Source organism: Roseofilum halophilum BLCC-M91 (assembly GCF_030068445.1).
Classification (GTDB): Bacteria; Cyanobacteriota; Cyanobacteriia; order Cyanobacteriales; family Desertifilaceae; genus Roseofilum; species Roseofilum halophilum.
In genome coordinates, this window is the sequence record NZ_JAQPOK010000048.1 from 1 (window position 1) to 12,454 (window position 12,454).

The 12,454-nt window shown below is 46.9% G+C and carries 11 protein-coding genes; 5 read left to right on the forward strand and 6 right to left on the reverse strand.

Going from position 1 to position 12,454, the window contains the following annotated elements:
• The 4 genes from PJF56_RS06030 to PJF56_RS06045 form a co-directional block, all read left to right on the forward strand.
• On the forward strand, positions 1–135 hold a 135-nt coding region (locus PJF56_RS06030), incomplete at its 5' end, for a transposase (RefSeq protein WP_283761756.1).
• 181 nt (positions 136–316) lie between these two features.
• Entirely contained in the window at positions 317–844 is a 528-nt protein-coding gene (locus PJF56_RS06035; RefSeq protein ID WP_283761746.1) for a hypothetical protein, read from the forward strand.
• Between the two features lie 87 nt (positions 845–931).
• Entirely contained in the window at positions 932–4,483 is a 3,552-nt protein-coding gene (locus PJF56_RS06040) for a PAS domain S-box protein (RefSeq protein WP_283761747.1), read from the forward strand.
• Positions 4,473–5,594: a hybrid sensor histidine kinase/response regulator gene (locus PJF56_RS06045; protein ID WP_283761748.1), complete on the forward strand. Its 1,122-nt coding sequence runs from the start codon at positions 4,473–4,475 to the stop codon at positions 5,592–5,594. The genes PJF56_RS06040 and PJF56_RS06045 overlap by 11 nt, the downstream gene beginning before the upstream one ends.
• A 428-nt stretch (positions 5,595–6,022) precedes the next feature.
• On the opposite strand, the gene PJF56_RS06050 is transcribed toward PJF56_RS06045, so the two are convergent.
• From PJF56_RS06050 to PJF56_RS06075, 6 genes are all read right to left on the reverse strand, one after another.
• Positions 6,023–7,594 (reverse strand): Na+/H+ antiporter, encoded by a 1,572-nt coding sequence (locus PJF56_RS06050; protein WP_283761749.1) that lies wholly within the window; start codon positions 7,592–7,594, stop codon positions 6,023–6,025.
• Between the two features lie 108 nt (positions 7,595–7,702).
• Positions 7,703–8,533 (reverse strand): Uma2 family endonuclease, encoded by an 831-nt coding sequence (locus PJF56_RS06055; protein WP_283761750.1) that lies wholly within the window; start codon positions 8,531–8,533, stop codon positions 7,703–7,705.
• Between the two features lie 95 nt (positions 8,534–8,628).
• Complete coding sequence (locus PJF56_RS06060) at positions 8,629–9,243, reverse strand: CP12 domain-containing protein (protein ID WP_283761751.1); 615 nt, start codon at positions 9,241–9,243, stop codon at positions 8,629–8,631.
• Between the two features lie 50 nt (positions 9,244–9,293).
• The gene (hypB, locus tag PJF56_RS06065) at positions 9,294–10,094 is read right to left on the reverse strand and encodes a hydrogenase nickel incorporation protein HypB (protein WP_283761752.1); all 801 of its coding nucleotides are present in this window, start codon (positions 10,092–10,094) and stop codon (positions 9,294–9,296) included.
• 4 nt (positions 10,095–10,098) lie between these two features.
• Complete coding sequence (gene hypA / locus PJF56_RS06070; RefSeq protein ID WP_283761753.1) at positions 10,099–10,440, reverse strand: hydrogenase maturation nickel metallochaperone HypA; 342 nt, start codon at positions 10,438–10,440, stop codon at positions 10,099–10,101.
• A 47-nt stretch (positions 10,441–10,487) separates the two neighbouring features.
• The gene (locus tag PJF56_RS06075) at positions 10,488–10,976 is read right to left on the reverse strand and encodes a hydrogenase maturation protease (protein ID WP_283761754.1); all 489 of its coding nucleotides are present in this window, start codon (positions 10,974–10,976) and stop codon (positions 10,488–10,490) included.
• A gap of 72 nt (positions 10,977–11,048) precedes the next feature.
• On the opposite strand from PJF56_RS06075, the gene PJF56_RS06080 reads away from it, so the two are divergent.
• The gene (locus tag PJF56_RS06080; protein ID WP_283761755.1) at positions 11,049–11,963 is read left to right on the forward strand and encodes a phosphatidate cytidylyltransferase; all 915 of its coding nucleotides are present in this window, start codon (positions 11,049–11,051) and stop codon (positions 11,961–11,963) included.
• The last annotated feature ends 491 nt before the right edge of the window (positions 11,964–12,454 follow it).

Below are 12,454 nucleotides of genomic sequence, written 5' to 3' on the forward strand. Positions count from 1 at the left end.
CTGTTGCGACAGGAATTTCCAGAGCTATGCAAACTGCCTAGTTTATGGACTCACAGCTATTTTTATGACACCACGGGGAAAGTCAGCACTGCCAAGATTCTGGAATACATCAACGATCCTCATCACGGCGGTTGAAACCGCTGTTCGCTTTTCCGCCCCGCGTTGAAACGACGGGGCTACCAAGCTCTCGTCATTTTTCCGTGCCCTCACAGAGCTTTACTCTTTGTTAAGACAAATTCTGATTGATATGGGCAGGTTGCATAATGTCGGTTAATCTAAAAAGAGCAGAGCGGCTTTCTCTTAGGCATGTTACATAATGTCCCCTAATCTATCTGGTCATAGACCCAAATTCAAGCGCCGTCCCCATTTGGCGATCGCCGTACTTCCCGATCCGAATTCAGCATTTGCTGCTTATCGATTACTCTATAGCCAAGGGGTTTCCCCCGAATACTTAGCCATTGTCGGGCGAGACTTTAATCCCCCCGAATGGGTGGGACTGTACAAACCCATGAAGATTGTTTTCGCTAAGGCCTATCGACTGGGGTTACTCTCAGCCTTGGCCGGGAGTGCGATCGCTGCCATACTCCTATGGATCTTAAAGCTGGAACTCCCCAATTTCGATCCTCTCCAATGGGTTTTAGTGATTCTATCGGCCGGACTCATGAGCGGTCTGTGCGGGGGTCTGGTGGGGGCACTGATTGGCTTATTTGGCGAAGGAAACACCTCTAGTATTTATCGCCATCACCTGCGACAGGGGCGATATTTACTGATGATTGAAGGGCCAGAACACATGGTACGGCGTGCCAAAGAAGTGTTAAGTCAATATTCGACTTCTCCTTCTTAAACCCTGGAAAAGGATGGATAGGCTATTCTAGTAGTTTCAGAGGATCGGTGCAGCGTCCAGATTCTAGAAAACCTTGCCATCAATACCATGCTTCGCGTTCAGCAACGGTTTCATAAACTTCTCCAAAGTGTACCTCTGGGAGTGGCCTTAATTGTGCCTTTTGTCCTGCAAATTGTGGTGGCAGTTGGCTTAACGGGATATTTGTCGTTGTACCATGGCCAAGCAGCCGTCAAGAATGTTGCTAGTGACTTACAAGCAGAAATCAGTGCCCATCTAGATGACTATCTGGTAAACACTCTTTCCATTGCCGATCGGATTAATCAAGTCAATGCTAACGCCATTGCCGGGGGACAACTGAATCCCAAGAATTTTGAGCAGTTAAGCCAAACATTTCAGGAACAACTTCAGTTATTGCCGACGGTGAGTGAGATTCGATTTGCGAATCCAGAAGGGGAATGGGTTGCCCTACGTTGTCGAAAGGATAATCCTGCTCGGTTAGAATTGGCGATCGCCTCTTCAGAGACGAACGGCCAACTGCACATTTATGCCGTAGAACCAGGACAACGCCGATCGCTGTTGCGATCGCTCCCCAACCCCGATCCTCGTCAATCAGCTTGGTATCAAGAAGCGACTCGAAGCGCCATCCTCCATCGGGATTCTACTCAACCTTGGACAGCCCCCTATCTTTCTAGCACGGGTGAGATGAGTCTAGATGCCGTCTTACCGATCTACGGGGCAAACCAAACCCTGATGGGTGTCCTTTCCACCTCTATCTGGATCTCAAAACTTCAGCAGTTTATACAAACCTTCAACGATCGCCTAGATAGCCATATCTTGATCTTTAGCCCTAGAGAGGGGATCGTAGCTCCTGCGGTAACCTCCCTGGGGTCAACCTATGCGCTCATCAATCGTGCTGGAGACTATCTCAAAGCCTATTTAGACCAGCACCTTCCCCTACAAGAACCCACTGACCTCCAGGTGAGACTCCTGGATACCCCCTATATTCTGCATCTAACTCCCCTGAGCGATCGTCAAGACCTCAATTGGCTGATGGCGATCCTTGTGCCTAAAGATAGTTTGATGGAAGAGATTCACCAAGGACGTAACCTCACCATCATGATGGGGTTGATGGCCGCGATCGCTGCTACAGGGATGGGTTGGCTCACCAGTCGTTATATTGTCCGACCCATTCGCCAACTCTCCCAAGTGGCGATCGCCCTTTCGGAAGGTAACTGGGATCGCACGGCTGCTCCCTGGTACTATCGCACCGATGCCTTGGGAACTTTAGCTCTGGCCTTTGAGCGAATGCGCTATCAGCTTAAGCGCTCCCATCGCCAACTGCAAACCTATTCTCGCTCTTTAGAAGCTAAAATTCAAGCCAGAACGGAAGAACTCGAACAAGAAATCCGCGAGAAGCAAACGGTGGAAATCGCCTTGCGAGAATCAGAAGAAAAATTCTCCAAAGCCTTTCGGCGCACTCCTCACCCGATCACCATTACTCGTTTAGCCGATGGCCAACATTTGGAAGTCAGTGATAGTTTCCTCTCTTTAACAGGGTACAGCAATCAAGAGGTGATTGGCCGCACGGCCTTAGAGTTGAACCTCTGGGTTCATGTGGAAGAACGGATGCAATTGTTTCACCTGATTCAGCAAAAGAAGGAGGTGAAAAACTATGAATTTACCTATCGTACCAAGGCCGGAGAATATCGGGTGGCGCTACTTTCATCGGATGTGATTATGGTGAATGGGGAAACCTGCTTACTTTCAGTAACGACTGATATTACGGCTCGCAAACACCTAGAGGAAGAATTGCTGCGATCGCAACAATTCCTCGATAGCATCATCGATCATATTCCCCTGGCCATTTATACCAAGGATATTACCCAGGATTTCCGATATCTGATTTGGAATCAAGCCAGCGAAGCAATTTTTGGTTTAGGGAGCGATCGGGTCATTGGCAAAACTGATGCCGAAATCTATCCCCTAGAACAAGCTGCCCAATGTAGCGCCCATGACTTACAAGCCGTACAACAAGGGAAACTTTTAGAGATTACCGAACATTCCTTTCAATCCCTTACACGGGGTAAACTTCTGCTCAGAACTCTCAAATTGCCTCTCTATAACCGTCAAGGAGAGGCGACCCATTTACTCTGTATTTCTGAAGATATTAGCGCCCGCAAACAGGCAGAAACGGCCCTACAACAAGCCAAAGAAGCGGCAGAAATGGCGAACCGTGCCAAGAGTGAATTTTTAGCCAATATGAGCCATGAATTACGCACCCCCCTGAATGCGATTTTGGGATTTAGTCAATTAATGGCTAATGACCCTAAATTTGCGGCCGGAGCTTCGGAACTGAATATTATTAACCGAAGTGGCGAACATTTATTAGAGTTGATTAATGATATTTTGGAAATGTCCAAAATTGAAGCCGGTCGGATTACGTTTCAACCCAGTGCTTTCGATCTAGAACAATTATTACAAACCTTAGAAGGAATGTTGCATATCCGGGCGAATTCTAAGGGCTTAACCTTAACGTTCGATCGCCCCCCGGATTTAGTGCAATATATTCAAACGGATGAACAAAAATTGCGCCAAGTGTTGATTAATCTGTTGGGGAATGCGATTAAATTTACTGAAAAAGGAAGCGTGATATTACGCATATCTCAGGTGCGGCAAGATCCCCAGATTTATTTAACCTTTGCCGTTGAAGATACCGGAATTGGCATTGCTGAAGATGAGTTAGACCAATTGTTTAATCCCTTTGTGCAAACTGAGTCTGGACGGCGATCGCGCCAGGGATGGGGAGCATTATCGCATCAAGGAACGGGATTAGGGCTTTCGATTAGTCAAAAATTTGTCCAACTCATGGGGGGTAACATTGAAGTTCAAAGCCTTCTGGGTGAAGGCAGTTGTTTTCGCTTTCAAATTCAAACAACCCTGGCGAAGGTTGAGGAAGTAGAACCTGCGATCGTGCAAAATCGTGTCATCGGTTTAGCGCCCGGCCAACCCCAGTATCGGATGTTGATTGTCGATGATATCCCGGAAAATAGACTGTTATTGGTGCGCTTATTGCAACCTTTAGAATTCGAGATCGTTGAAGCAGAAACCGGAGAAGAGGCGATCGCCCTTTGGCAACAGCATCATCCCCATCTGATCTGGATGGACATCCGCATGTCAGGTATGGATGGATACGAAGCAACCCGGAAAATTCGGGAATTAGAACCTCAAGTCTCCCTGCCTCATCAAACCATTATTATTGCCCTCACTGCCAGCGCCTTTTCCCAAAAACGAGATTTAGTCTTTGCTGCCGGATGTGATGATTTTATCGCCAAACCCTTTCAGGAAGAAACCATCTGGAATACCCTAGCCAAACATTTACATCTAGAGTATGTCTATGAGGAACCCTTACCCCCAACCGATACCCCTGAACCATTTACCCTTACGCCCGATCAGCTTAAAATAATGCCATCGGAATGGATCGAGGCTGTTCATCAATCAGCTTTAAGTGGAGATGATGAGACCATTAAACAGCTTATTGACCAAATTCCTACCCATCATCAGCAGTTGATTAATACTCTGTCTGATTGGGTGCATCATTTCCGTTTTCATACTTTAGTAGAATTAACTGATGAACAGTAAGGTTCTAGCCGATTTGTTAATTGTGGACGATACGCCCAACAATTTGCGCTTGTTATCCTCCATGCTCACGGAAAAAGGCTATAAGGTGCGTAAGGCGGTAGATGGCAAAGGAGCGCTTAAAGCCATTGAGGTGGTGAAACCCGATTTAATTTTATTGGATATTCGGATGCCGGAAATGAATGGCTATCAGGTTTGTCAAATCCTGAAAGCGGATGCTCGCACCCAAGATATACCGGTGATTTTTATGAGTGCTTTAGATGAGACGGTGGATAAGGTGCGGGCGTTTAATGTGGGGGGAGTCGATTATATTACGAAACCTTTTCAAGCGCCGGAGGTGTTGGCAAGGGTTGCAAATCATTTACAGATTCATCAATTACAGCAGCAGTTAGAGGCTCAAAATACTCAGTTGCAAGGGGAAATTGTGGAACGGCAAAAGGCGGAGGCGGGGTTAAAAGTGTTGTTACATGCCGTTTCCCATGATTTGCGAAATCCGGTGACGGGGATGTTGATGGTGTTTAAGAATTTGTTGAAACGGGATTCGTTTACTTTAACGCGATCGATGGTAGAACGGATGGCGGATAGTTGCGATCGCCAGTTAAATTTAATTAATTCTTTGCTGGAAACCCAGCGCAGTGAGATTTGGGGGGTGTCTCTCAACTGCGAACCCTTGTCCTTACCTGCATTAACGGAGCAGTTGGCGGCAGATTGGGAGCCGGTGTTAAACCAAAATCAGGCCCGTTTAGAGGATCGCATTCCGCCTAGTTTACCTTTGATTAATGGCGATCGCCAGCAACTGTGGCGGGTATTTGAAAACTTATTCGCCAACGCTCTCAAGCATAATCCCCCTGGCTTAACCCTTACCCTCAGAGCTGAAGTAGACGGGGGGTTTGTTTACTGTCAGGTGAGCGATAATGGTACAGGGATGACTCCCCAACAATGCGAAAGTCTGTTTCAACCCTACACGAGGGGCGATCGGGAAAAACGCAAAACCGGGTTAGGATTAGGATTGTATTTATGTTCCCAAATTATTCATGCCCATGGTGGCGAAATCGGCGTGGATAGTCTCTTACATGAAGGGACGAGTTTTTGGTTTACTTTACCCGTTCAATGAATAATAACGACCCTAAATTCAGTCTAGAAGAGAAAATTGCACAGATAGAGGCTAAACTCGACCAACTGCTTATGCAGTCTAGTCGTGCCGAGTCTGAAGAGAAAGATAATTTTCTCAAGCGGAAGAATGATTACAGCGCTTCGCGCGGCAGAAGGGTAATGGGTAATTGGTAATGGGAAAACCATTTTTCAGGCTTTTCATGGGAAGGCACTCAACCCTTAAAATTTCGATAACTGTACCGCATAGCAGCGAAAAGCGCTGTATTTACATCAGGCTCTAGAAATTAGCGATCGCCAAAAATCTTTACTCCAGCAAGAGTTAAGTCACTATTAATGGGTTAAAACGCGGGCAAGATGCCCGCACTCCTGGAATTTCTATATCACCCATTACCAATTACCAATTACCCATTACCCATTACCCATTACCCATTACCCATTACCCTTGTCTTGGAAAACATCCACCAGGTAGGGGGAAAGTTCATGATTGAGTTGTCCCGCTTTGATAAACTCAGCATAAGTATCCGCTTCGATCGCCAATAGCTCCTCCCGCAATTGTTCAATCGCATATTCTCTCGTTTGGGGATGTTGTTGGCGCAGTTCTTGAATTTTAGTCTCTAACTGCTCTAATTCTCCTTGCACCAGAGCCGCCTGATAGCGATAATATTCTGGCTCAATTTCAGGGCGTTTTTTACCCGATGTCAAGGTCTCCATCACCCGATTCAGGGCGACTCGACGAGCTACAGCTTCTAAATATTGCCGTCTCAGGGGTTCATCACCGAGGAGGTTTAAGCCTTGTAAGAGGGGTTTAATCGTTAAGCCTTGCACCAAGAGCGTAAACAAGACGACTCCAAATACGGTAGCACTGATTTGATCTCGTCCCTCTAGGGTAATGGGCAAACTGAGGGCTAGGGCGATAGAGACTGAGCCGCGCAACCCGCCCCACCAGAGGACGGTTTGTTCTTTCCAATTCATGTCCACTTCAGTCATGACGTTACTGAGGGTTCCTAAGCCATAAATGGCGATCGCCCGCGTGACAATCATCGCCCCAATGGTAATCAGAATCTCGTCTAAATTTTCGATCAGACTCGACAATTGCATCTGATCGCCAATGAGCAAAAACACAATCGAGTTCACAAAAAAGGCCAGAAATTCCCAAAACTCACTCACAATCACGCGGGTTCGGGGATTCATGCCAATGCGGGAGCCAAAGTTACCTAAAATTAAGCCCACGGTCACCACACCAATCACTCCCGATCCCCCCGCTTCTTCTATTAAAATATAGGTTCCATAGGCGGAAATCAGGGTTAAAGATTGTTCGACTAAGGGTAAATCAAAACGCTGGGTGAGATAGGAAATCCCAAACCCAATTAACCCACCAATGCCTAAACCTAAACCGACAAAGACCACAAACTGAACAATACTCGCTTGTAGGTTAAATTCTTCTATCCCCAGGGGAATACCGACGAGCAAACTAAAGGCAACAACGGCTACCCCATCGTTAAACAGGCTTTCCCCTTCCATCACTACGCTCAGGCGTTTGGGTGCGCCCAATTCCCGGAACAGAGCGACGACGGAAACGGGGTCAGTTGCCGAGAGACTTGCGCCCAACAACAGAGCAGTGGCTAGGGGCAGCCCCGTGAGTTGATTGACTCCGAACCCGATACCCACCACGGAAATACCGACACCGAGGATGGCAAATAGGCTAATGGGGACAATATTTTGTTTCAACCCTGACCATTTCAGGTTCCAAGCGGCTTCAAAGAGCAGGGGCGGTAGGAATATCGAAAGAATCAGCTCTGGGGAAAGGTTGACGAGGCGCACATCGACGAGGGCGAGTCCGAGTCCCACTATCACCAGCAGCAGGGTGTAGGGGATCTGGCGAAACCAAGGAACGATTTGGGGTAAGGTGGCAACGCTGAGGGAAACGGAGAGAACGAGAAGAAATTGCTGGAGGTTAGCGGCGATCGCTCCGTGTTCTTCTGCTACAGTCGCTATCAGCATGGTCAGTTACTCCAAAGGCTTTGGCTTAAATCAGGGTTATTGTATCCGACCCTTGAACCCTTTGCTAGAGTCCCCAATCAGCCGCCCCTTAGAGCATCGAAAGATCAACTAACGATTATTCGGCAGATTATCCGGGTCTAAACCCATGGCAATCAGGCGATCGCGTAACTCTTGCAATGCTCTTTGCGATCGTTCTTTCTCCTGTTGTTCGCGATCGGCTCGTTGCTGTTGCTGTTCTGCTCGTTGCTGTTGGCGTTCTGCTTCCTCTGCTTCTGTGGGAATTAAATTCCCCAACTCATCATAAAATCTTAGCCACAATCGCTCTACTCCTTTATACCTTCCTTGCCACAATCTCAAGCCTAATCCTAATTCTTCTAACCACAATTGGTTATTGTTTATCTCTAGCTCTTGATAACGATTGTTTTCTAACTCAAATACTCTAAAATTATCCTGTTCCCCGTCGTAAACGATATAATATGGGACTTGTAGCCATTGTTCGTACACTTCCCATTTGGTTGGCGGTTCATCTATCTCTTTACGAGTTGTTTCTCCCAAGTCTTCTCGCTGCGTACTCGCTGATAATAATTCCACAATGATAAACGGATGCACTTCTTCTTGCCAGACTACATAACTTTTCCGTAATTCTCTCTGTTCGTATAGTCTCGATACTCCTACTACTCCAAACCAGTCCGGACGTTTATATCGTTTAGTCTTCTCCACATCGTAGTAGAGATTCAAATCCATGGCTGAAAATATCTGCTCTCTGGGATAAGTGGCCGGTTGAAACGTTTCCTCTAGCAGTTGAGCTTGTATGGGATGATATTGGTCTGGCAAACCCGCCTCTCCTACTTCTTCGCTCGGTAGCTCGTACATGGTGGGTAGGTCTTCTCTTTTGGCAGTCCGAGAGATTTTTGTGGGTTTTTCGGTTAGATTGACCATAATGGGGACTTTTAAGGGAAAGAAGAGTTGATTCTTTACTTATGACTTATTACTTAAATCCCTCTCGGACGGGAGAGGGATTTATTGCCAAGGATTTAAGTGTCGTACATCCGCGCTTCTATCGCATCGGGGTGTTCTTCACAGTATTCTTCAAACTTGGTTTTGGTAATCTTCTTGGCTTGCTGGTGAGCTGCTTCTGCTTCTAGCTCTTCAACAATTTCCCAAGCAACGGCACATTCAGGAGAGTTAGGGCCTTTATCTTGGCAAGTTTTACGAGCTTCGGCGATCGCCTTCTCAATCTCTTCTTGTAGGGTAAGCGCTTTCGGTTTTTCCAGGAAATCACCCTTCTTGAGAATATCCGTAATCGAAATAATTCCCAAGACTTCGCCACTGATTACGGGGGCGCGATGGAGTCCTAAATTCGCAAATAAACGGGCGACATATTCAACGCCTAAATCGGGATTAATCACCACACAGGGTTTGGTCATAATCTCATAAACCCGAACTGCTTTGGGGTCAGTTCCATAGGCAGTGACTTTATAAACTACGTCACTTTCCGTTACAATTCCGTAGCTATCCTGGTCGTGACGGCGCTTAACAATTAGGGAACGAATCCCTTTGGAGCGCATGAGTTTAACCGCTTCTTCTACAGTAGCTAAACCGCCTATCATCACCACGTCTTTGGTCATGATATCTGATGCTTTTAACATGGCTTGTTCCTCTTTCAACTCTTAGTTTACGATCGGGTTAAGATTGAAGGTTATGGATGTACCAATTCAGGCGCAATTTGCTTCAATTGTTCCTCTAAATAACCATACCACTGTTCGAGGCCAACACCACTGCGGGCAGAGACTTCAAAAATTTGGGCTTGGGGGGCGACTTGCTGAATATTTTTCAGGGCAACTTCCCGATCGAATCCGACGACTTCAGCAATATCAATTTTGTTGAGTACAATCACATCGGCACTCTTAAATAGGGTGGGATATTTGAGGGGTTTATCTTCTCCTTCTGTGGTGGAAAGCATGGCTACGCGCAGGGTTTCGCCAAGATCGTAGGCAGCAGGACAGACTAAATTCCCGACATTTTCTATGATCAAAAGCTGCAATTTGTCAAGGGGAATTTCGGCGATCGCCTGGGCAATCATATCCGCTTCCAAATGGCAGATACTGCCGGTGGTAATTTGCACCACCGGTGCGCCGGTTTCCCGTAGTCGTTCGGCATCATTATCCGTGGCTAAATCTCCCACGATCACCCCTGCGGGTAGGCTCTCTCCCAGATCGGCAAGGGTGCGTTGAATCAGGGTCGTTTTACCAGAACCCGGAGAAGAAAGCACATTCAAAACCAACAGCCCTTTGGCTAAAAAATAGCCCCGGTTGCGTTCAGCGAGGCGGTCATTTTTGGCTAAAATGGCTTCGTGAACCGGTAGGGTATGGGTATGGGCGAGATCGCCGTGATGATGGCGATCGTGGCCATGATCATGATGATGATCATGGGGGGCATGAGAATGGCTATGAATCTCAACTTTTCCAGGGGTTACAGCACAACCACAATCAGTACACATGGATTTAAGAAACCTCCAAGGATGCTAACTCTAATTCTTTCCCTTGACGAACTTCCCGGCTGAGTTGTCCACAGTGGGGACACAGATGAATCAGGTCACTGGGATAGAAGTTTTCCTGACAATTGGAACAATAACATTCAACCGGTATGGTTTCGACTTCTAGTGTAGCACTCTGGGCAATAGTATTTTGAGTGACGACATCAAACGCAAACTTTAAAGCTTCTGGAACTACCCCAGAGAGTTCCCCGACTTTAAGTTTAATCCGATGAATTCGGCTTGCCCCCTGGTTTTGAGCATGTTTGAGAGCAATTTCTAGGGTTTGTTCCATGATACTAACTTCGTGCATAGTCAATTAAAAATTAAAAATTTTCATGTCGGCGATCGCCGAAAAAATTAACAATTGTGATGATTTTGGATCAGGTGGGTGATGTGGTTGAGGGCGATCGCCACCCGCTCTTGGGCTAGGGGGGAGAGGCGATCGCTATCGGAAAAGTCAACACCAGGCACGCTAATCATCCAGGTTTGGGGCACAGCTTGATACAACCATTGGCACAGAGCCAGTAAGCGAGACGGACTCAGAGAATGTCCCCAGGGTAATCCTTGTTCTGGTGCAGGTTCAAGGGTGGATACACTTACCTCATCTCCCCATAGGGCAGCATCCACAAAAATGGCTAACTGCACTTCCGACAATTCTTGGGCCAGTTCTGGCATAAGCTGATGGACAGAGCGCGATCGCACTGCGGGTAACTCCCACTCCTCTACCCTCATAGCTACCGTTTGCCCAATCCCATCATCACCGCGCAGGAGATTACCATAACCAATCACTAGCACTGTAGATGAAAGAGAAGAGGAAGTGAGCGGATGGGGAGATGGAGAAGTCATGGCAATTAAACAGGTTTCAGCGTATAGATTATAATGTCCTAAAGGATTTCTTAAATCTTCTTAACCTCACTAATGTCCGGAAACTCTTTATTATCTCCTCAACGCCCCAACTCGGCATTCCCTTGGACTCGTGTCGTCACGGGTTTAGTGGCCATTCCCATTGCCCTATCGGTCACATTCTTAGGGGGCTGGTATTTTACCCTCGGATTTGGGATTATCGTCTATCTGGGTCAATGGGAATACTTTGAAATGGTGCGGGCGAAGGGCATTCTCCCGGCAGCTAAAACTACGGTCGTGATTACCCAGATTTTGTTAGTCATCTGTACTATTTCGTCTTCTTTAGCCGATGCTGTTGTGCCAGTGGCAGGTACATTGATTTGTTTTTATTTACTCTTTCAACCCAAATTAGCCACGATCGCCGATATTGCTGCTTCTATTTTAGGCTTATTCTATTGTGCCTATTTGCCCAGTTATTGGGTCAGATTGCGATCGATCGGCGAAGGATCGAGTTTACAATGGAGTTTGGCCCTTCCTAATCATTGGCCCACTTGGCCAGATGTGCCCATGGGCTTTAAGTTAACCATGCTATCCTTTGTCTGTATCTGGGCTACGGATATTGGCGCTTATGCCTTTGGTAAATTATGGGGACGCACTCGACTCTCGGAAATTAGTCCCAAGAAAACCGTTGAAGGCGCAGTTTGTGGCGTAATTGGCAGTATTCTCGTCGCCAGCGCTGGAGCCTATTACCTCCATTGGCCCTACTGGGAATTAACCGGCTTAACCTTGGGTTTGATGATTGGTATCGCCAGTTTGCTAGGAGATTTAACCGAGTCCATGATGAAACGGGATGCAGGAATTAAGGACTCCGGAAAGTTGATCCCCGGTCATGGCGGCATCCTGGATCGAGCCGATAGTTATGTATTTACCGCGCCTTTAGTGTACTATTTCGTGACTTTGGTTTTACCTTTGTTGTCTTCCGGAAGTTAGAAGGCGCAATCCAATCAAGTTCGATTAAACCGCTATGAATAGGTAATCGGTAATCGGTAATCGGTAATCGGTAATCGGTAATCGGTAATCGGAAAAGACAAGTGGGCAAGATGCTAGCACTCCTCCAATCCCTTGATATTACTGGAGTGGGAGCGTCTCGCTCCCTAAATTTTTAATTATGGTGTTTAATATCATGTCCGCTAGATCAGCTATAACAAGTCATTGCGTTTCCGCTGTCGCGGACATGAAAGCGAAGCTTGCGTGAAACGCGAAGCGCAAACGGAACGCAGTGGAGTGAAGCCATCTCGATCATCCCGCTAATTGTAGCGGCAGACATGATATAATCAGTAACACGGAAAAATGACGAGAGCTTGGTAGCCCCGTCGTTTCAACGCGGGGCGGAAAAGCGAACAGCGGTTTCAACCGCCGTGATGAGGATCGTTGATGTATTCCAGAATCTTGGCAGTGCTGACTTTCCCCGTGGTGTCATA